Here is a 19,353-nt window from a genome sequence, read left to right on the forward strand (position 1 = left end):
GGACAAGCTGACGCGGGCCGCTCTGGCGGTTCGCCAGTTGACTCGTTGGATCACCAGTAACGGAGACACTTTCGCGATGGCGCTGTCGAGCATGACCGGCTTTGCGCGAAGCCACGGCACCAGCGGACCCTATGCGTTCGAATGGGAATTGAAATCGGTTAACGCCAAGGGCTTTGACTTCCGGCTGCGGTTGCCGGCCGGGTGGGACGACATCGAGGCCGCGGCCCGCAAGCGCGCCACCGAGCTTCTCTCGCGCGGGACTGTTTATGCGAACCTTACGGTCAAGCGCACCGGTGCGGCATCCATCGTGCGTATCAACGAGGACGTTCTTGCGTCGATCCTGAAAGTCGCCAGCGAGATTTCCGCGCGCACCGATGCGGTGGCGCCGAGCGTCGATGGACTGCTCGGGATCAAGGGCGTCATCGAGGTTGCCGAGCCTGAGAGCGATGAGGCCGAAATGCAGGCCGCGCGTGCTGCCGTCTCCGCGTCGTTCGAGCAGGCGCTGCAAAGCCTGATCGACATGCGCAAGCGCGAAGGGGTTGCGCTTGGCCAGATCCTTGCGCAACGCATGGACGAGATGGAAAGCCTCACGAAACGTGCGGAAGCTGCACCCGGACGCAAGCCGGAAGCGATCCGGGCACGGCTTGCCGAACAGGTCGCGGCCTTGCTTGAGACGTCCGATCGTTTCGATGCCGACAGGCTCAATCAGGAAGCGATCTTGATCGCGGCGAAGGCGGACATCCGCGAAGAACTCGACCGCATCGTCTCGCACATCGCGCAGACCCGCGAACTGCTCGGCAAGGGCGGCGCGGTGGGACGCCGGCTCGATTTCCTGGCGCAGGAGTTCAATCGCGAGGTCAACACCACCTGCTCGAAGTCGAACGACATCGAACTGACCAACACGGGCCTTGAGATGAAGGGCGTGGTCGAGCAGTTTCGCGAGCAGGTTCAGAATCTGGAGTAGCGGCCATGGCGGCGGGGGGGACCTTGAGAGGCGTTGAGCGGCGCGGACTGATGTTCGTGCTGTCGTCGCCGTCGGGCGCGGGGAAATCCACGCTGGCGCGCATGCTGATCGACAAGATGCCGGATCTGCGCATGTCGGTGTCGGTGACCACGCGCGCCAGGCGTCCCGGCGAGGTCGACGGCGAGCATTACCATTTCATCGACAAGCCGAAGTTCGACGCCATGGTGAAAGCGAGCGAACTCCTCGAGCACGCAACGGTGTTCGACAATTCCTACGGCACACCGCGCAAGGCGGTCGAGGACGCGCTGTCTTCAGGGCAGGATGTGCTGTTCGATATCGACTGGCAGGGCACGCAGCAACTGCGTGAGAAAGCCCGCGCTGACGTGGTGAGCGTGTTTATCCTGCCGCCGTCCGCCGCCGATCTGGAAAAGCGGCTGCATACCCGCGCTCAGGATTCCGATGAGGTGATTGCGGGGCGCATGAGCCGCGCCAGTCACGAACTGAGCCACTGGGCGGAATACGACTATGTGGTCACCAACTCCGAACTGGACGAGGCGTATTCCCAGGTCCTGACCATCCTGAAGGCCGAACGGCTGAAGCGCGAGCGCCAGACCGGACTGTCAGCTTTCGTGCGCGACCTCCAGAAGCAGCTCGAAAAGTAAGCGGCGGGTTTCGCCCGCCGCTTTAAGCATTGATCCTATGCCACTGAGCGCTTTGAGACCCGCGCGAGCAACTCCTCGATTTCATCGGTGGTAACGTCCAGCATGCGCGGCTCGGGCAGGGTGTGCGCGTAGCGCGGCGCCAGTGTCGGGGCCGGGTTGTCCTGCAGAAGGGTGTGATCGGATTCGTTCAGATCCCAGATCTGACGGCGCTGACGATGGGAGCGCTCATCGACGTGCGGCCTTGGCCTGAAGTACTTGAACAGCAACGGGCCGACGATGGCGGCGAGCGCCAGCACGCAGACGAGGATGCTCAGCAATATCCTGAGCGACAGGCCTTCGGTGTCCGCGGGCGGCGTAGCCTGTTGCGGCTGCGCTGGTGTCGCGGTCGCCACCGCTGCCGGGTGCGGGGCCGGTGTCGGCGCAGCCGCCGTGACGAGACGTTCGGCAGTCAGAACTGGAGCAGGCTGCGCGGGCGCCGGTGTTGCAGCCGCGGGCTGATCGCTTGCGGAGGCAGAGGCGTTCGGTTCTGGCCAGCGCGTCGCGACATTCCAGCTTTGTTTGGCCGCAGCTTCGGGAGCCGGCTGGATTGCAGCCACCTGATTGTCAGCGCGGACATCAGCGGCGGCAGGCGAAGGCATTTGCGGCCACGTCGTTTCCGCAAGTGACGGATCGTTCGCGGTCAACTCGGCGCGCGCGTTCGCGACTGATTTCTGAATCGGCTTCTTCGCGGTTTCCTGTTTCGGAGCAGGTGTGATCCGTTTCGGAGGCGGCGTGTCCTCTTCGGCGGTGTCTGACGATGCCGGTGCCGGTGTTACCGCCTTCTTCGTTTTCCCGACTTCATCGGCGAGGTACCAGCACTTGCGCTTGGTGCCTTTCTCGATGCGGTAATACCAGTGCGCGCCTGCCGGTGTCGCGCCCTTCGGCGCGGAGAGACATTCGTTTTCGGCGGCGGTCTCTGCAGCGGGCGCCGCGGTTGCTGACACCGATGTGCCAAAGATTGAAACGCAGCCGGTGATGACGGCACAAGCAATTGCAGCGGTGCGGTTTGACATTCTGTCCCCCTTACGCAACACGAACCCATTCTCGCATTGGGTTTTCTGCGACAAGTTGGGTCGGAATAGGCCGCAAATCCGGACAGGCTGGGGCAACATTCGGGCGCGCGGGCAGGGAGCCATTTGCTCAATTCTGGCTGGCATTTGGGAACCTCCATGGCTAACGAGAGCGGGCCGCGCGCCGTCGCGCCGAACAGTCGAGGAGATAATCGTTGATCCCGTGGACCTTGCTGGATACCGCGCAAATCCCCGGCGGCGGCGAGCTCCGCCTGATGCGGCGTGGCACTGAATTTTCCATCAAGCTCGGCCAGAACGAGTTGATGAACAGCCGTCTCAGCGGGTCCGAACAGGCGCTCGCCACGCTGACCTGCGAGAGATTGCAGGGATGCAAGAAGCCGCGGCTGCTGATCGGCGGCCTCGGCATGGGCTTCACATTGCGCGCGGCATTGTCCGCCCTCGATGCGGATGCGCGCATTGTCGTCGCCGAACTGGTGCCGGAGGTGGTGACCTGGGCACGCGGACCGATGGCGGAGGTGTTCGGTGACAGCCTGGCCGATCCGCGTGTGTCCATTCGCGAGAAGGACGTCGGAGCGCTGATCCGCGCCGAGCGATCGGCGTTCGACGCCATTCTGCTCGACGTCGACAATGGTCCCGAAGGGGTGAGCCGCGAAGCCAACGACGCGCTCTATAACAGGAGCGGTCTTGCGGCTGCACATGCGGCGCTGCGGCCCGGCGGCGTGTTTGCTGTGTGGTCGTCCGGCCCAGATCCGCGTTTCACGCAGCGGCTGGCGAAAGCGGGCTTCGATGTGGATGAAATCAAAACGCGCGCCAACGGCAAGCGTGGTGGCGCGCGTCATGTGATCTGGCTCGCGACCCGGCTGGGCCGCTAAAGAAGAGTTCAGTTCGTCAGCATAATGCGGCCGACGACTTTGCCGGCGCGCAACTGATCGATCCACTTCTGCACGTCGCCCATCGGCTCTTCCTTCATCGGTGTCGGCTTGACCTTGCCGGCGCGTGCCAGCGCCATCAGTTCCTCGGCCTCGGCAAGCGTGCCGGTCATGAAGCCTTCGACGGTCATGCGCTTGTAGATCCATTGCACCATCGGAAGATTGAAGTTGCCGCCCATCAGGCCCGACACCACGATCTTGCCGCCACGCGCCACGACGGAGGTCGCAAACGCCATCGACTTCTCATTACCGGCGAAATCGACGATCCCGTCGAAGCCGCCGTCGGTTTCCTTGATGATGCGCTTGGCGATATCGGCTTCTGTCGGATCGTAAGCGGTGGAGGCGCCGTTCTTGACCGCCGCGTCGCGGGCCGATGCGCTGAGATCGGCGACTGTGATGGGCTGCTTGAACATCGCCTGCGCGAGCGAGACGCCCATCATGCCGACGCCGCCAAGACCGATCAGCAGCAGATTGCGCTGGCGAGGCCGATCGACCAGACGCTTCAGTGCGCCGTAAGCGGTGATGCCCGAGCACATCAATGTCGCCGCCGTATCGACCGGCACCTGGCCGTAGTCGATGAGATACTTCTGGTCGGGCACGAGAACGTGGCTGGCAAAGCCACCGTCGATCGACACGCCAAGAAAGCGGTTACGCGCGCAAAGGTTCTCGTCGCCGTTGAGGCAGTCGCGGCACTGGCCGCAGCCGATCCACGGGAACACGGCCATCTTTTTACCGATGAGCGACTTGTCTCCATCAGGGCCGACTTCATCGACGACGCCCGCGATCTCGTGGCCGAGCGTGAAGGGCAGGGTCATGCCGCGGGTGGTGTCGAGCTTCTTGCCATTGCCAAGATCAGCATAGCCGTCCTGAATGTGCAGGTCCGAATGGCACAGGCCGCAGCGCTCGATCCGCACCAGAACTTCCCGGCCCTGCGGCTTCGGGGTCTCCACGATGGTTTCGCAGAGCGGAGCATCGAACTTCACGAGAGACTGGCGGCGCATCTGAGCCATTGGGCTTTCTCCGTTACACTGTTTTTGATTTTGCGGCTGTTATATCCGCCAATTCGCGTGCCATGGCAACAAAGCCGGACACCGGGATGGTCTCGGCGCGCCGCGTTGGATCGACGCCTGCGGCGGCCGCCAGCAGTGCAGGATCGGCATTCAGCGATTTGAGGCTCTGCCGCAGCATTTTCCGGCGCTGGCCGAAGGCGGCCGCGGCTACGCGCTCCAGCATGCGGCGATCGCAGGGCAGAGGTGCGGCGCGCGGAATCAGCCGCACCACGGATGACGTCACCTTAGGCGGCGGCACGAAGGCGCTGGGCGAGATATCGAACAGGATCTTGGTTTCCGCCCGCCAGTTGGCGAGCACGCCGAGGCGGCCATAGGCCTCGTCATTTTCACAGGCGACAATGCGCTCGGCGACCTCGCGCTGAAACATCAGCACCATCATGTCGTACCACGGCGGCCATGGCTCGGCGCTGAGCCAGTCGACCAGCAACGCGGTCGCGATATTGTAAGGCAGATTGGCGACGATCTTTGCGCGCTCGCCATTGAGATGCGGCCGCGGATCGAATGTCGTCGCATCCGCATTTACGATGGTCAGGCGGCCGGGATAGCGCTGCGCAATCTCTTCCAGTGCAGGAATGGCGCGCTCGTCGCGTTCCACGGCGATGACGCGTTTGACATTCTGCGCGAGCAGGGCGCGCGTCAGGCCGCCGGGGCCTGGACCGATTTCGACAATGGTCGCGTCCTCCAGCGGCGCGGCCGCGCGCGCAATCCGCGATGTCAGATTGAGATCGAGCAGGAAATTCTGGCCGAGCGACTTGCGTGCGGATAGCTCGAAGCGGCGGATGACGTCGCTGAGCGGAGGTAGATCGTCGATGGCGCTCATGCCTTCGATGCCGAGGCCATGCGCGCCGCGAGGCGCAGCGCCGCAATCAGGCTCGAGGGATTCGCGCGCCCGGTGCCCGCGATGTCGAACGCCGTGCCGTGATCCGGCGAGGTGCGGATGAACGGCAGTCCCAGCGTGACATTCACGCCGTCATCGAAGGCAATGGTCTTGATCGGGATCAGTGCCTGGTCGTGATACATGCAGATCGCGCAGTCGTAGGTTTTCCGTGCAGCGGCATGAAACATGGTGTCGGCTGGCAGCGGGCCGCGTACGTCGATGCCGTCCCGCCGCAGCGTCTCAATCGCAGGCGCGATGATCGACTGGTCCTCGTGACCGAGCGAGCCATCTTCGCCGGCGTGGGGATTAAGGCCCGAGATCGCGAGGCGGGGCCGGGCAATGCCAAGCCGTGTCTGCAAATCCGCCGCGACGATTCGTGCGGTTCTGACGATGAGATCGCTGGTCAGCTGCGTGATGGCGTCGCGCAGCGGCAGATGGATCGTCACCGGAACGACAGCAAGCTCAGGCGACCACAACATCATCACCGGATGGGGCACCGAACCGCTCACCGCGGCGGAGAGCTGCGCCAGGAATTCGGTGTGGCCGGGATGTGAAAAGCCCGCACGATACAGCACGCTCTTGGCGATCGGATTGGTGACGACCGCACTGGCGCGTCCGGCAATGACGTCGGCGACGGCGTGCCGGATCGACGCAATGGCCGCCGGTGCGCTGCTGCCGTCGGGCTGTCCGGGCTTTGCCGTCGCCGCTACGCGGGTTGTCACCACGGGAAGCGCGTCTGCGAAAACGCCTGCGGCGTCTTCGGCGCTCGTGTCGGCGGTGGAGATATCGACGCCCAATATTCCGGCGCGGGCCGCGATGAATGCGCTGTCGCCGATCAAATAGAACGCGGGAAGATCGAGTTCACGCCGCTTCAGCCATGCAGCGATCGCGATGTCAGGACCGATGCCTGCGGGTTCGCCGATCGTCAGCGCGAGTGCTTTGGTCATGGCCGAGGCGTCGCGCTCATCAGTTGCGCATTTCGATCATGGCGCCCTTGCGGATCTCCTGGAGATACGACTTGGACTTGGCTTCGTATTTCTGGTTGTAGATTTTCTCGCGCGCTTCGCGCTTGGCGGGTGTGTCGGCCTTGGTCGGCTTGCGGCTGCACAGCGCCACCATTTCAATGCCCTGCTTGGTCACCTCCGGAGGCGTCAGTTTGCCGACAGGCATCTTGTCGAGCAGCTCTCGCAGGTTCGGCGGCAGGTCCGCTGAGGTCTTGGTAAGCTGATCGCGGATCGCCGCGTCTCGCATCGAGCGGAACAGTTCCTGCGCTTCATCGCAGGAGGAAATTCTGTTGCGAAGCAGTTCCGCTTCCTTGCGTCGCGCTTCGATGGTGCTCGACGGCGAGCCTCGCGGCACGATCAGGACGATCGGGCGAACGAGATACTCGAAGCTTTCACCATCCGATTTGCCGCTATCGAACCCGGCGAGATCTTTTTCGGGGACAAGCAGATTCGACTGGAACCGGCCGCGCACCAGATTGCCCCAGGTCATGTCCGCCTTGATGCGGCTCTTGAGAGTCTCGGGGCGGATGCCGTGACCTTCGAGCGTCTTGTTAAGCTGCTCGGGATTCAGGCGCATGCGCGAAGCCATGTTGCCGTAGGCACCGTCGATATCCGACGATGACATGTCGAGGCCGTACCGCTTGCCTTCCTTGATCTTGAGCTTGTCGTTGATCAGCTCGTCGAGGGCTTCCTGCCGGGAGATTGTCTTGCGCGTCGTCAACTGCGTGAGCTTGATGCGCTGATCGATGTCGAAATTGGTAATGGCCTCGCCATTCACCATCGCTGCGACGGATTGCGCCATGACGGCGGAGCCGAAGCCCGACGTGAGGAGAACGGCGGCTGCGAGCGAAACAGCCCTTGCTGTGCGAAGAATAAAAGTCGCGATCATATTCAAACCCGTCTTCAAACCTATTTCTGGCGAAGGCTGGAGGTTCCAGCGTAGCAAAACCTACCTCGCGTTTGCGGCGTCAATGCACGCGCTTGATGAATTTTCGGCGGTTCCTGTAGCCTTGCCGGACGCGCCTTGAATCTGCAATCGCGCGGGTTTCAAAATTCCGCTACCGGAATACTACTGCGAAGCGTTGAACGAACTCGTGCCGATGGTGCGCAGGCCGATCTGAAGCATGATGCGGTGGTCGGTGACGGGAGTTGTATAGCTCGTCGACGTGTAGGCGTAATCGGTGATGTAGTTGGCTGCGATGATGAAGCAGTCGTCCACGTAGCCTGCGCCCACGATGTACTGATTTACCGTCTGGTTCGCGATGTCGTAACGCAACCCGCCAGACAGCATCCAGTTGTTCGCTATCTTGATCGAGCCAGTGCCCACGATGCCTTCGCGGCGGTTGAGGAATCCGAGTTCAGGCTGCTTGTCGTAGTTGCCGTAGAGCAGGCTCACCTGGAAGCGGTCGAAATTTGCGCGGCCTTCAAGTTCGAAACGCCGCACGGCCCCCGTCGCCTCGTCGAGCCGGGTGCGGGCGATCAGGCTGTAGATCTTGTTCGGCTGGTACGCGATGCGGCCGACATAGTCGGACCGGGCGGTTTCCAGACCGCTACCGATGCCGGTGTTGGTCAGATCCTGCACGGCGAACGAGTTCAGCCCGAACAGCTGGTACGATTGTCCGAACAGGACATTGATGGAGCCGCCGCGGTCGAACTGCGTGGTCGCCTGAACGCCGACATTCGCACGGCCGCCGCCTTCGACGCGGTCATAGCCCGAGAACTTGTCGACACGGAACAGGTTGCTGTCGTCGAATGTAAAGCTCTGTGCGTCTTCGTTCGGAAGACGGCCGGCGCTCGGCTCATTCGGGCGGATGATCAACTGGCCGATCGGTTCGATCGTCGTGGTGCCCCACGGCTGCACATTGATGAACGGGTAGCGATACTCGAGTCCGACCGTCGGCATCAGGCGCGCGGTCTGCGTCGAGCCGACCGGCAGGTAGTTGGAGACGCCGGGCTGGTTGTCGATGTTGGCGCTGATCACGTCACCGCGCAGCGACGCGAAAGGCGTGAAGATCTGGCCGATGGAGTCGGTGAACGAGCGGCGCCATTCCACTTCGGCCGTCAGCCGGGTGTAGTCACCGGGGATGCCGCGCAGCAAGCAGTTCGAAGGTATCTTCCTCGTCGGGTCTGCCGATGTGGGCAGGCACCAGCCACTGAGGAGTGCGGTCGGGTTGATTGGATCGAACGCCGCGGTCTGGCGGCTCAGGCTGGTGAAGTTGGCCTTGTAGCTGAACTCGCCGCCCAGAATGTTGCGGTTGAGCACGTTCGAATAATCGATCACCGGGTGAACGATCGGAATCTGGCTCTGATTGTCGGCTGCGGAATAGCCGAGGAAGTGCATGATACGCGCGTCGAAATAGCTGCGGTTGCCGACGCCGGTGAGATAAATCTGGGACAGACCGGTATCGGGGGTCAGCAGGAATGCGTTGAGCGCGTTTTTGTACGGGCCGAGGCCGTAGTCGAAGAAGAACGACTTGTCGGAGACCGCGACCGCGTCCCAGCCCCAGACCCATTTGTCGTTGAGCGCGAACTGGCCCTTGGTATCGATGCCGCCGCGGAAGTCGCGGTAACCCGGCTCGGTTAGGAACTGACCCTTGTCGTCCTGACGGATGCCATAGGCGCGGATTTCGTAGGCGCCATTGATCAGGCGCTGACGGAATTCACCCTGCATCAGCAGGCCCTGCTTGGTGGTGTAACGCGGCGACACGGTCAGGTCGTAGTCGGGCGCCAGCGCGAAATAGTACGGCACCTCGATGCCCACGCCGTAACGCGAGCTCGATGAATAGCTTGGAATCAGGAAGCCGCTCTTGCGCTTGACCGTCGGGTCGGGCGTCGAGAAGAACGGCAGATAAGCGATCGGCTGACCGAAAAACTCGAGGCGCGCGTCCTCGAAGTACAGCATCTTCTCGGTCTGATTGTGGATTATGCGCGCGCCCTTGACCTGCCAAAGCGGCGGCTTCTTCGGATTGTCCTTACAGGCCGCGCAGGCGGTGTAGACGCCATTCTGGAAAATCGTGATGTCGCCGTCGGTGCGGTCGGCGCGCGTCGCCGCCATCCGGGTCTGATCGGCGGTCTCAAGACGCAGCGAATCGACAAAGCCGTCCCGATAGTCGTCCGACAGATCGAGCATGTTGGCGTAGGTGATCTTGCCGTCGACGTCCGTCAGCCTGACGTTGCCTTCGGCATGCAGGCGCTTGGTCTTCTGGTCGTAGATGACCTTGTCGGCTTCAAGCGTCGACCCGTTGTAATAAATCTGAACGCTTCCAACCGCTGCGACGCGCGAGTTGTTGTAGTCGTAATTGACCTCGGTCGCCTGCACCAGCATCTGCCCGTCGTTGTTCGCCGGGCGCGCCTGCTTGGGCGGTTTCGGGGGGAGCTGATTGTAGCGGTACGTCTGGGCGGCGGCCGGTGTTGCCACCATGCCCGCGAGCCCGGCCGTCAGGCCAAGTCCCAGAACCACGGACATGAGCAGGCTTTGACGGCGCAAGCGAATGCGCCGCCTGAACGTAGGCGTCCGTCCTTGGAGGGCGGCGACAACGGCCACTACCCGTCCTCCTGGTACAGCAAAGCCAAAAATCCCGAGAGGCCGCCCACGCAAACGGGCAACCACGCGGCAGCGAGCGGATGCATCAACTCGGCCTTGCTTAAATCTTCAGTTACTTTCGACAGGACATAGAGCAGAAACCCTGCTGCAACGCCACTTAAAACCATCTTTTGCACCCCGCCGAAGCGGAAGAACCGCAGGCTTACAGCGGCCGCGAGCATCACCATTGCAGCCAATAAAAACGGGCGCGCGATGAGCTTGTGGTACTGCAGGCGGTAACCGGCTGTGGCCTGTCCGGAGTTCTCGGATGACTTGATGTAGTCCGGGAGTTGCCAAAATGACACAGTTTCGGGGGTGGAGAAGCTGTTCCGGACCTGGGCCAGGGTGAGGGTGGTCGCGATCGAAAAGGTGTCCTGTTCGATCACCGGGTTGTCGAGGGTGTAGCGGCGCACCTGTTTGAACACCCAGCGGCCGGGCTCAAGAACGGCTTCCTGCGCCTCAAGTCTCTCCCTGAAAATGCCGGACGTGTCGTAGCGGAACACCGAGATGCCGGTCAGGACCGCACCTTGCCCCTGACTTCGGGCGGCGTTGATGACGCTCTGTCCCTCGCTGGTCGACTGGTTGAGCCAGAAGCCGGCGCCATCCTGAACCGTTGGCGCGCCGTCGGTGAAGATCTTCCGCTCCATACCCTTGGCGCGTTCGAGCATCTCCGCCGACAACGGATTGTAGACGACGGTCGCCAGCATCCCGAGTATCAGCGCGCTGAGCAGTGCAGGCGTGGTGAACTGCCAGGCTGAAATGCCGGAGGCTCGCGCGACCACAAGTTCGAGTCGGCGCGACAAGGCGAGGAAAGAGACCATCGCGCCGATCAGGATGCAGAACGGCATCAGTTTTTCGAGCGACAACGGCACGCGAAACAAAGCGGTCTGCGCAACGAACAGACCCGACACATGTGGCAGGCCGCCGGCGCGGCGCATCAACTCGATATAATCGACTGTAATGATCAGCACGAAGATCGCGGCGAAGGTCATGATCGATGCGATCACGAAACGTCCGGCGAAATAGCGTGCGAGGATTGTCGTCACCATGCGCGTAACCGCCTTACGCCCACGCATGCCGCCGGGCAGGCCGGACGGTCGCGAAAAGCCAGGCGGACGACGGTGTCGTCGTCCGGTAAACAGTGGTGTCGATTGACCCCATCGGGCAGCAGTATCCCCAACTCCAGCCAGTTTCCGCGAAATGCGCCCAAACCTTTCGCAAGGTTCCCCCAGGGCGGAATCGCGTTTTCCGGCACATTCTTATTTCATAGCATCCCTTTGATTGGTCAACAAAATGGCCGACCTGAGGCCGCGCCTCAAGTACGGTTAATAAAACCTCATCGTTGCTTTGGGGTAACTCTTGCGGCGAGGCGGCAGCCATGCTTGGCGCGCTTGGCAGCGCGCGCCGGAACGCGTCATAGTGCGCCGCAGAGAATCCTGCTGGATTCTGGTCCCTGGTGATCCGGTCTGACATTCGTATCGTAGCTTTAGCAGGCCCTTTTACGAATGTCAGAACCGAAGGATTACTGGAATCATAAGCTTACGAGTGTCCTTTCGTATCCGACGTTCGCTCGGGAGGCGCTGCGGTGTGAAGCGAACGTCGGATACGAGACACTAGCTGCGCAAGCCGCGATGATCTGGAGGATTTGCCTATGACCGACGCCGTAAAGGTCGGCTTCGTACCGTTTTCCGCTGCCCCCCGCGGCGTTCTGGTGGTGTTTTGCGACGACACATTGAAATTCGGCCCGTCCACGATCAAGGCGCTGGGAACTGCTGCGAATGCCGTCAAGCGCGCAGCAACAATGAATCAGTTCAAGGGAAAGAGCGGGGCTACGCTCGATATTCTGGCGCCGGAAGGTCTCAAGGTGGGGCGTCTGATCGTTGTCGGTGCGGGTAAACTGGCGTCGCTCAAGGACAGCGATTTCATCAAGCTCGGCGGCAAGGTCGCCGCCAAGATCAGCGCCGGCACCGAAGCTGTGACCGTTCTCGCGGAGCTTCCGTCGGGCGCGATGAAGGGATCGCAGGCGGCTCTGATCGCATCCGGCATCCGGCTGCGTGCCTATCGATTCGTCCGTTACAAGACCAAGAAGAAGGACGGCGACAACGCACCGCTGCGGACGCAGTTCTCGATTGCGGTCGCTGACGTGGCTGCTGCGCGCAAAGCCTTCACGCCCGAGAATCATGTCGTGGACGGCGTGCTGATCGCGCGCGAACTCGTCAATGAGCCGCCGAACGTGCTTTTCCCGGCGGAATTCGCGCGGCGCGCTACGCAGTTGCGCAAGCTCGGCGTCAAGGTCGATGTTCTCGACGTCAAGGCGATGACGAAGCTGGGCATGGGCGCGCTGCTCGGCGTTTCGCAGGGCTCCGAACATGACGGCCGCACCGTCATCATGCGCTGGAACGGCGGCAAGCCCGGCGAGCAGCCGATCGCCTTTGTCGGCAAGGGCGTGTGCTTCGATACCGGCGGCATTTCCATCAAGCCGGCCGGCAGCATGGAAGATATGAAGGGCGATATGGGCGGCGCGGCTTGCGTCGTTGGCCTGATGCACGCGCTGGCTGCACGCAAGGCGAAGGTTAATGTCGTCGGCGCGATCGGTCTTGTGGAAAACATGCCGGACGGCAATGCGCAGCGTCCCGGCGATATCGTGACATCGATGTCGGGACAGACCATCGAGATCATCAACACGGATGCCGAGGGCCGCCTCGTGCTGGCCGACGTTCTCTGGTACGTCGCGCAAAAGCACAAGCCGAAGTTCATGATCGATCTGGCGACTCTGACCGGAGCGATCATGGTCGCGCTCGGCGTAGAATACGCCGGCATGTTCTCGAACGACGACAAGCTTGCGGAACGCCTGACCGCGGCGGGACAGGAGACCGGCGAGCGGGTCTGGCGCATGCCGCTCGGCCCCGAATACGACAAACAGATCGATTCGCAGTTCGCCGATATGAAAAATACCGGCAGCCGCAACGGCGGTTCGATCACCGCGGCGCAGTTTCTCCAGCGCTTCGTCGATGACACGCCGTGGGCTCATCTCGACATTGCCGGTACGGCGATGGGTGTTCCCGCGTCCGACCTGAACCGCAGCTGGGGATCGGGCTATGGCGTGCGCCTGCTAAACCGGCTTGTCGCGGACAACTACGAGACGAAGCGATAACGCGTAACAGGGGCGGTGCACTGTGCATCGCCCCAACTGACAATCGGCACGCCGCGCGATGACGGAAGTCCTGTTCTATCATTTGCAAGACACGACACTTGAGAAAGTGTTGCCGCCGTTGCTTGAGAAATCCGTCGAGCGGGGATGGCGTGTCGCGGTTCAGACCGGATCGGAAGAGCGCGCCGAAGCGCTCGACGCCCATCTGTGGACATATCGTGAGGATTCGTTTTTACCGCATGGCACCTGGCGCGACAGCGATGCCATGAACCAGCCGATTGTTCTGACCATGGACGACGGCAATCCCAACAATGCCAATGTCCGATTTATTGTGGATACCGCGGGGCTGCCCAAGGATTGCGCAACATACGATCGTATCGTTTTTGTCTTCAACGGTGACGACGACGAGGCGCTCGGTGTTGCCCGCGCGGCCTGGACGGACGGTAAATCGCGCGGGCTCGATTTGACATACTGGCAGACCGACGAGCGCGGCAGATGGCAGAAACGCGCGTAAATGCGCGATTCAGATAGACGGATAAGACGATCCGCCGGCGGCTCGCCTCGCCGGGCTGCTGTTAATGTTAGAGTCTTTTTTCGTTGACCTGACGGGCGCTTAGCCACCATGGTGCCGCAAAGGGGTGGTGGAAGGCGACGTAAGCGCAGTTATGGGCAAGGGGTTCCATTCTTGCCGCCAAAAGACGCGCAAATGATTGTTTAGGCATTTGCTTTAGACATATCCCGGTTCCCGAACGCGTATCAAAGCGCTGAAGTTGATGTGAGATCGAATTTGAGCGTCCTGCGTAAAAACATCCATGTCCGGCAGATGGCAGCCCTCGTGATTGTGGCTCCGATGGTTGCCGGTTGCAGCGGGCTCGGCGGGCTATCGGACTTTTCGCTCAAGGACCAGGAATGGTTCGCGCGTCCGGGCAAGATCTTCAAAGCCGGTAACAGCGCGATTGAAACGCCGCCCCTGAGCCCGACAAAGGAAGTGTCCGCGAACGACCTGATTTCATCGGATGGTCAGTGTCCCGGCATGCCGGCGCAGGGTGCGCCCGCCGATGCCAATGCATCTTCCGAAGGCCAGGTTTCCGTGGCCCCGGTCGCGCTGGGTCATACCGAATGTGACGTCGCGCGCGCGATCCCTGTCGCGCCAGAGAGCGTCAACCTGTCGAACAATGCGCGCGGCGACCGCGTTGCGCTCATTACCTGGAAAACCGGACCGCGCCCCGGCGCCTATACCTTCACGTCGGGCCGGTTAACGTCGATCGAGCGTGTCGACGTGCCGCCGCCGGAAAAGCCCGCGCGTGCTGCAAAGAAGAAGCGCGCCTAGACCCTCAGTTCGCGGCTTCGTCGTAAGAACTTGCCTCAAGCCATTCGTCTTCGGCGCGCTGCAACGCGTCTGCTGCACTTGCGCGGGCCTTGGTGAGTTGCGCGGCCTGTTTCGGATCGCGCTTGAACAGGTCGGGCAGGGCGAGGGCGGCGTCGATCTTCTCAATGATGCCGGTGATCCGCGCAATCTCGCTTTCCGCGTTTGAAATCTTCTGCTTGAGCGGTACGCGCTTCTCGGATTTTGCACGCACCGGTTTACCGTTGCCGCGCTCATTGCCTGCGCGATCGCGGCTCGACGCACGCATGCCCCGCGATGTCAGCACCGACCGGCGATAGTCGTCGAGATCGCCGTCGTACGGCGTGACGGCGCGGTCCGCCACCACCCATAGCTGATCGGCGCACGCCTCGATCAGGTAGCGGTCGTGCGAGACCATGATGATCGCGCCGGGAAAATCATTGATCGCTTCGGCCAGCGCGGCGCGGCTGTCGATATCCAGATGGTTGGTCGGCTCGTCGAGGATGATCATGTTCGGGCCGTAGAATGTCGCAAGCCCGAGCAGCAGCCGCGCTTTCTCACCGCCGGACAGCGAGCTCACCTTGGTGTCGCCAGCCTTGCCGGAAAACCCGATGGCGCCCGTCCGCGCGCGCACTTTCGTCTCCGTATCGTTCGGCATCAGCCGCCGCAGATGATCGTAAGCCGAGCCCTCGAGATCGAGTTCGTCGGTCTGGTGCTGTGCGAAGTAACCGACCGAGAGCTTGTCGGCACGCACGACCTTGCCGGAAAACGGCGGCAGCTTGCCGGCGAGCAGTTTCACCAGCGTCGATTTGCCGTTGCCGTTGGAGCCGAGCAGGGCGATGCGATCGTCGTTGTCGATGCGCAGCGTAACGTTGTTGAGCACAGGCTTCGCCGGATCGTATCCCACCGAAACGCCGTCCACAGCAATAATCGGCGGCGAGAGAATCTTGTCAGGCGTCGGAAACGTGATCTCGCGAACGTCCTGCGTCACGAGAGCCGTGACTGGCTTCATCCGCTCCAGCATTTTCACACGCGATTGCGCCTGCTTGGCTTTCGAGGCCTTGGCCTTGAAGCGGTCGACAAACGCCTGCAATCGCTTGCGCTCGTCCATCTGCTTCTTGGCGTGCTTGGCGTCGAGCATCTCGCGGGTGGCGCGCTGTTCCTCGAATGACGAGTAGGTGCCCTTGTAGAGCGTGAGCTTGCCGCGATCGAGATGAAGGATCTGATCCACCGACGTATCGAGCAGATCGCGATCGTGGCTGATGACGATCACTGTGCGCGGATAGTTCGCAAGATGATCCTCAAGCCAGAGTGTGCCTTCGAGGTCGAGATAGTTGGTCGGCTCGTCCAGCAGCAGCAGATCAGGCGCCGCGAACAGCGTGGCCGCCAGCGCCACACGCATGCGCCATCCGCCGGAGAACTCCGAGCAGGACCGGGCCTGATCGGCGGTGGAGAAGCCGAGGCCCGACAGAATAGCGGCCGCGCGGGCGGGCGCGGAATGAGCGTCGATATCGACAAGCCGTGTCTGGATATCGGCGATCCGATGCGGGTCGTGCGCGGTTTCCGCTTCATGCAGCAAAGCCGCGCGCTCCAGATCGGCCTTCAGGACCACATCGATCAGGCTTTCAGGACCGTCGGGCGCTTCCTGCGCGAGGCTGCCGACCCGCCAGCGCGGCGGAATCGAAATCGAGCCGGTTTCCGTAGGTAACTCACCCCGAATGGCGTGAAACAGGGTCGATTTGCCGACGCCGTTGCGGCCGACAAAGCCGACACGCGCGCCGGGTACGATCTGCACCGTGCTCTGGTCGATCAGCAAACGTCCGGCGATCCGGACGGAAATGTCATTAATGGAGAGCATGGCGGGCTTTTACGGAACAGGCCGCCGAACGCAACAGCTTTGTCAGGGCAATTTGTGATGGACCGCGGCGCTTTCGGCGTGCGCGATCCCGGGTAGCAAGGACAACGCCTAGTGCGTTTCCATGTCAGGTACCAGCGATGGAGCCGTTTCGCCATCGAGTTCCGGCAGCCGGGCAATCAGCGAGCCCAGACGCTGCGGTATGTCGGTTTTTTCGCGGTTGAGTGAATCGCGCAGTCTTTCTCCAATGCCCTGCCAGACGGCCTCGCTGTGGATGTGATCGAGAGGGACATCAGGAGCGTTCAAACGGGTCGGCATAGCCAAACTCCAATTCGCTTCAAGTTCTATTCAATATCACGAGACCAATGCGTTGCTACGCCGTTCGTTCACGGGTTTTGCTCGGATGGTTTTGATTCGGTAAAAATTTAAACAGCGGGAACCATGGAACTTGTGAAGAAACCCCCGAACAGGGTCGCTGCCGGGGGTCTGAGGAAGGAGCGGATGCGATCCGCTTAGAAGCAAACGTTCACGATCCGATAGCGAAGACCGTACGGCGTATCGACCAAGCGCTTCACGTAGCAGCCGCCGTAACCCGCGCCATAACCGCCGACGTAGAGGCCGTAGCCGCCGCCCCAGTGGCCGTGATGGTGATGATGATGCCAGCCGCCTTTCCACCCCTTGGCAGAAGCCGCGGCGGGAAGCATGGCAGTGGTGGACAGAGCAGCGACAGCAGCCAGTCCAAGAACGAGTTTGCGCAACATGACAAGTCTCCTTCGGTTTAGCGCAGGGCGCCTTGATGTGTCCCTGCATGTCTGTCGATGCGTCCGCGAGGGCGGTTCGATCCACGGCGAGGGTGCGACAAAAAAGACCGGCCGCTTGTGGCGGCCGGTCAAGTCTCGGGGAAGCGGTTGTGCAGGTCTGGATCAGTAGCAGCGGTTCACCAGCCGGTAGCGATAGCCCCACGGCGTCGGAACCAGACGGCGTACGTAGCAGCCGCCATAGCCGCCACCGAAGTAAACGGGGCCGCCGATGAAGCGCGGACCGCCCCAGCCGCGGTGGAAACCGCCGCCGTGCCAGCCGTATCCGCCATGCCATCCATGGGCGGAAGCAGTGGACGGAGTGAATGCAGCCGCGCCAAGAGCCGCAACTGCTGCGCATGCGAGAATGAGTTTACGCATCATGATGATCTCCTCGAATTCGATCTGAGACGCAGCCGGACGCCTCGCTGAATGTTCGTGGGCAACCGATGCCGGCCTACGCTGAACACACTAGCTGTGCGATCCTGAACTGAACCGGCACGCCCTTGTCAGGCAGCATTCATCTCAATGAAATCGCAGTAACTTCCGGGAGGCCCTTGGCAGGCGCTTGCCATGAAGGTATCGGGAGCGGGATGCCGTCCATTCCGGGCGAGGCTTCTGGTATACCAGCTTGCCGTTGCATCACCGCGCCGTTATAAGCGCGGCAAACCTTCCAACAGACATGCTTCGAGGACAGTACCATGGCGATTGAGCGCACCTTTTCGATTATCAAGCCTGACGCGACCGCGCGTAATCTGACCGGCGCCGTCAACGCCATCATCGAGAAGGCCGGACTGCGGATCGTCGCACAGAAGCGCATTCTGATGACCCGTGCGCAGGCCGAAACTTTCTACGCCGTGCACAAGGCCCGTCCGTTCTTCGGCGAACTGGTCGACTTCATGATTTCCGGTCCGGTCGTTGTGCAGGTTCTCGAAGGCGAGGGCGCCATCCTGAAGTACCGCGACGTGATGGGCGCGACCGATCCGTCGAAGGCTGCCGAAGGCACCATCCGCAAGGCGCACGCCAAGTCGATCGGCGAAAACTCGGTGCACGGCTCTGACGCTGCGGAGACCGCCGCGATCGAGATCGCGCAGTTCTTTTCGGGGAATGAAATCGTCGGCTGATTTAACGGCCGGTAACAAAATGGTCGGGGGGCCTTTAACGTGAACTGGATTGCTCAGATTTTCGATCCCGCCACAATAGGCGGCCTCATCACTCAGTTCGAGAATGAGATTCAGCAACCTCAGTTCTGGGTCGCCCTGACCAAAATCATCTGGATCAACGTGCTGCTGTCCGGCGACAACGCGCTGGTCATCGCGCTGGCGTGCCGTGGATTGCAGCCCAAGCAGCGCGTCTGGGGCATGATCCTGGGTGCAGGTGTCGCAGTGTTCCTGCGTATCATCTTCACCTTCATCGTTGTGACACTCATGACGATGCCGTTCCTGAAACTGATCGGCGGCCTCGCGCTGCTGGTGATTGCGGCAAAGCTCCTCGTGCCTGAAAAGGAAGACGAGGACGGCGTGCAGGCCGCAGCCCATCTGTGGGCCGCGGTGCGCATCGTCGCTGTCGCGGATATCATCATGAGCCTCGACAACGTGATTGCAGTCGCCGCCGCCGCCAATGGCAGCGCGATCCTGCTGATCCTCGGCCTCGCCATCAGCATCCCGATGATCGTTGCCGGTGCGGCGCTGATCATGGCGCTGCTCGATCGCCTGCCGGCTCTGGTCTGGCTCGGTGCAGCGCTGCTCGGCTGGATCGCAGGCGAGGTGATCGCCACCGACCCCGCCGTTGCTCCCTGGCTGCACCGCGTGCTCGACGGTCATATCGCGCTTGACGTCGATACGACCTCGGCGATGTTCGGCTTTGCCAAGCACCTCAAGTTTAATGGTGAGATCGGGGAGCTTTCGCTCGCCGTGCTCGGCGTGATCGTGGTGCTGGTGGTCGGCTCGATCTGGCGAAAGCGGGCGCTGCGCGAGCAGCACGAAGCTCCAGCGGCGGCGTAAGGCTACGATCAAGGTTCCAGACATGAAAACGTCCCGGTGAAAG

General features: G+C 61.9%; 19 protein-coding genes. 8 read left to right on the forward strand and 11 right to left on the reverse strand.

Annotated elements, in window-relative coordinates:
• Positions 1-76: 76 nt before the first annotated feature.
• Positions 77-964: a YicC/YloC family endoribonuclease gene (locus HMPREF9695_RS07775; protein WP_006020280.1), complete on the forward strand. Its 888-nt coding sequence runs from the start codon at positions 77-79 to the stop codon at positions 962-964.
• Between the two features lie 5 nt (positions 965-969).
• Positions 970-1,626, forward strand: coding sequence for a guanylate kinase (gmk, locus tag HMPREF9695_RS07780; RefSeq protein ID WP_006020281.1), 657 nt, complete (start codon positions 970-972; stop codon positions 1,624-1,626).
• A gap of 35 nt (positions 1,627-1,661) precedes the next feature.
• On the opposite strand, the gene HMPREF9695_RS07785 is transcribed toward gmk, so the two are convergent.
• Complete coding sequence (locus HMPREF9695_RS07785) at positions 1,662-2,678, reverse strand: hypothetical protein (RefSeq protein ID WP_041711508.1); 1,017 nt, start codon at positions 2,676-2,678, stop codon at positions 1,662-1,664.
• A gap of 212 nt (positions 2,679-2,890) precedes the next feature.
• Here HMPREF9695_RS07785 and HMPREF9695_RS07790 point away from each other — a divergent pair, with 212 nt between their 5' ends.
• On the forward strand, positions 2,891-3,568 hold the full coding sequence (locus HMPREF9695_RS07790) for a spermine/spermidine synthase domain-containing protein (protein ID WP_006020283.1): 678 nt from the start codon (positions 2,891-2,893) through the stop codon (positions 3,566-3,568).
• Between the two features lie 8 nt (positions 3,569-3,576).
• Here the strand turns inward: HMPREF9695_RS07790 and HMPREF9695_RS07795 are convergent, their stop codons facing one another.
• The 6 genes from HMPREF9695_RS07795 to lptG all read right to left on the reverse strand — a co-directional run bounded on the left by HMPREF9695_RS07795 (position 3,577) and on the right by lptG (position 11,208).
• Positions 3,577-4,635 carry an alcohol dehydrogenase gene (locus HMPREF9695_RS07795; protein WP_006020284.1) on the reverse strand — a complete coding sequence of 353 codons (1,059 nt, stop codon included), beginning with the start codon at positions 4,633-4,635 and terminating at the stop codon, positions 3,577-3,579.
• A gap of 13 nt (positions 4,636-4,648) precedes the next feature.
• Positions 4,649-5,515 (reverse strand): 16S rRNA (adenine(1518)-N(6)/adenine(1519)-N(6))-dimethyltransferase RsmA, encoded by an 867-nt coding sequence (gene rsmA, locus HMPREF9695_RS07800; protein ID WP_006020285.1) that lies wholly within the window; start codon positions 5,513-5,515, stop codon positions 4,649-4,651.
• Complete coding sequence (gene pdxA / locus HMPREF9695_RS07805; RefSeq protein ID WP_006020286.1) at positions 5,512-6,519, reverse strand: 4-hydroxythreonine-4-phosphate dehydrogenase PdxA; 1,008 nt, start codon at positions 6,517-6,519, stop codon at positions 5,512-5,514. The genes rsmA and pdxA overlap by 4 nt, the downstream gene beginning before the upstream one ends.
• A 19-nt stretch (positions 6,520-6,538) precedes the next feature.
• Positions 6,539-7,465: a peptidylprolyl isomerase gene (locus HMPREF9695_RS07810; protein ID WP_024920020.1), complete on the reverse strand. Its 927-nt coding sequence runs from the start codon at positions 7,463-7,465 to the stop codon at positions 6,539-6,541.
• Between the two features lie 180 nt (positions 7,466-7,645).
• Positions 7,646-10,120, reverse strand: a complete 2,475-nt coding sequence (locus HMPREF9695_RS07815) for an LPS-assembly protein LptD (RefSeq protein WP_006020288.1) — start codon at positions 10,118-10,120, stop codon at positions 7,646-7,648.
• Positions 10,120-11,208, reverse strand: coding sequence for an LPS export ABC transporter permease LptG (gene lptG, locus HMPREF9695_RS07820; RefSeq protein ID WP_006020289.1), 1,089 nt, complete (start codon positions 11,206-11,208; stop codon positions 10,120-10,122). Before lptG ends, HMPREF9695_RS07815 begins: the two co-directional genes overlap by 1 nt.
• 602 nt (positions 11,209-11,810) lie before the next feature.
• On the opposite strand from lptG, the gene HMPREF9695_RS07825 reads away from it, so the two are divergent.
• The 3 genes from HMPREF9695_RS07825 to HMPREF9695_RS07835 all read left to right on the forward strand — a co-directional run bounded on the left by HMPREF9695_RS07825 (position 11,811) and on the right by HMPREF9695_RS07835 (position 14,640).
• Positions 11,811-13,313, forward strand: coding sequence for a leucyl aminopeptidase (locus HMPREF9695_RS07825; protein ID WP_006020290.1), 1,503 nt, complete (start codon positions 11,811-11,813; stop codon positions 13,311-13,313).
• A gap of 58 nt (positions 13,314-13,371) precedes the next feature.
• On the forward strand, positions 13,372-13,824 hold the full coding sequence (locus HMPREF9695_RS07830) for a DNA polymerase III subunit chi (RefSeq protein WP_006020291.1): 453 nt from the start codon (positions 13,372-13,374) through the stop codon (positions 13,822-13,824).
• A gap of 309 nt (positions 13,825-14,133) precedes the next feature.
• Positions 14,134-14,640, forward strand: a complete 507-nt coding sequence (locus HMPREF9695_RS07835; RefSeq protein ID WP_041711513.1) for a hypothetical protein — start codon at positions 14,134-14,136, stop codon at positions 14,638-14,640.
• 4 nt (positions 14,641-14,644) lie between these two features.
• Here the strand turns inward: HMPREF9695_RS07835 and HMPREF9695_RS07840 are convergent, their stop codons facing one another.
• The 4 genes from HMPREF9695_RS07840 to HMPREF9695_RS07855 all read right to left on the reverse strand — a co-directional run bounded on the left by HMPREF9695_RS07840 (position 14,645) and on the right by HMPREF9695_RS07855 (position 17,691).
• Positions 14,645-16,513, reverse strand: coding sequence for an ABC-F family ATP-binding cassette domain-containing protein (locus tag HMPREF9695_RS07840; protein WP_006020293.1), 1,869 nt, complete (start codon positions 16,511-16,513; stop codon positions 14,645-14,647).
• Between the two features lie 108 nt (positions 16,514-16,621).
• Entirely contained in the window at positions 16,622-16,828 is a 207-nt protein-coding gene (locus HMPREF9695_RS07845; RefSeq protein WP_006020294.1) for a hypothetical protein, read from the reverse strand.
• Positions 16,829-17,022: 194 nt separating this feature from the next.
• A complete protein-coding gene (locus tag HMPREF9695_RS07850; protein ID WP_006020295.1) occupies positions 17,023-17,271 on the reverse strand; it encodes a hypothetical protein in 249 nt (82 codons plus the stop codon).
• Positions 17,272-17,433: 162 nt separating this feature from the next.
• On the reverse strand, positions 17,434-17,691 hold the full coding sequence (locus HMPREF9695_RS07855) for a hypothetical protein (RefSeq protein ID WP_006020296.1): 258 nt from the start codon (positions 17,689-17,691) through the stop codon (positions 17,434-17,436).
• A 317-nt stretch (positions 17,692-18,008) separates the two neighbouring features.
• Between HMPREF9695_RS07855 and ndk the strand changes: the two genes are divergently transcribed.
• Together ndk and HMPREF9695_RS07865 are read left to right on the forward strand one after the other, a co-directional pair.
• Positions 18,009-18,431, forward strand: a complete 423-nt coding sequence (gene ndk / locus HMPREF9695_RS07860) for a nucleoside-diphosphate kinase (protein WP_006020297.1) — start codon at positions 18,009-18,011, stop codon at positions 18,429-18,431.
• 39 nt (positions 18,432-18,470) lie between these two features.
• Entirely contained in the window at positions 18,471-19,310 is an 840-nt protein-coding gene (locus HMPREF9695_RS07865; protein ID WP_006020298.1) for a TerC family protein, read from the forward strand.
• Positions 19,311-19,353: the final 43 nt, after the last annotated feature.

Source organism: Afipia broomeae ATCC 49717 (assembly GCF_000314675.2).
GTDB lineage: Bacteria > Pseudomonadota > Alphaproteobacteria > Rhizobiales > Xanthobacteraceae > Afipia > Afipia broomeae.

Coding starts and splice junctions, on each gene's coding strand:
- HMPREF9695_RS07810 (WP_024920020.1), bottom strand. CDS start 7,465: ATGATCGCGACTTTTATTCTTCGCACAGCAAGGGCTGTTTCGCTCGCA.
- gmk (WP_006020281.1), top strand. CDS start 970: ATGGCGGCGGGGGGGACCTTGAGAGGCGTTGAGCGGCGCGGACTGATG.
- HMPREF9695_RS07835 (WP_041711513.1), top strand. CDS start 14,134: ATGGCAGCCCTCGTGATTGTGGCTCCGATGGTTGCCGGTTGCAGCGGG.
- HMPREF9695_RS07855 (WP_006020296.1), bottom strand. CDS start 17,691: ATGATGCGTAAACTCATTCTCGCATGCGCAGCAGTTGCGGCTCTTGGC.
- HMPREF9695_RS07795 (WP_006020284.1), bottom strand. CDS start 4,635: ATGGCTCAGATGCGCCGCCAGTCTCTCGTGAAGTTCGATGCTCCGCTC.
- HMPREF9695_RS07830 (WP_006020291.1), top strand. CDS start 13,372: ATGACGGAAGTCCTGTTCTATCATTTGCAAGACACGACACTTGAGAAA.
- HMPREF9695_RS07785 (WP_041711508.1), bottom strand. CDS start 2,678: ATGTCAAACCGCACCGCTGCAATTGCTTGTGCCGTCATCACCGGCTGC.
- HMPREF9695_RS07845 (WP_006020294.1), bottom strand. CDS start 16,828: ATGCCGACCCGTTTGAACGCTCCTGATGTCCCTCTCGATCACATCCAC.
- HMPREF9695_RS07850 (WP_006020295.1), bottom strand. CDS start 17,271: ATGTTGCGCAAACTCGTTCTTGGACTGGCTGCTGTCGCTGCTCTGTCC.
- ndk (WP_006020297.1), top strand. CDS start 18,009: ATGGCGATTGAGCGCACCTTTTCGATTATCAAGCCTGACGCGACCGCG.
- lptG (WP_006020289.1), bottom strand. CDS start 11,208: ATGGTGACGACAATCCTCGCACGCTATTTCGCCGGACGTTTCGTGATC.
- HMPREF9695_RS07840 (WP_006020293.1), bottom strand. CDS start 16,513: ATGCTCTCCATTAATGACATTTCCGTCCGGATCGCCGGACGTTTGCTG.
- rsmA (WP_006020285.1), bottom strand. CDS start 5,515: ATGAGCGCCATCGACGATCTACCTCCGCTCAGCGACGTCATCCGCCGC.
- pdxA (WP_006020286.1), bottom strand. CDS start 6,519: ATGACCAAAGCACTCGCGCTGACGATCGGCGAACCCGCAGGCATCGGT.
- HMPREF9695_RS07825 (WP_006020290.1), top strand. CDS start 11,811: ATGACCGACGCCGTAAAGGTCGGCTTCGTACCGTTTTCCGCTGCCCCC.
- HMPREF9695_RS07775 (WP_006020280.1), top strand. CDS start 77: ATGGCGCTGTCGAGCATGACCGGCTTTGCGCGAAGCCACGGCACCAGC.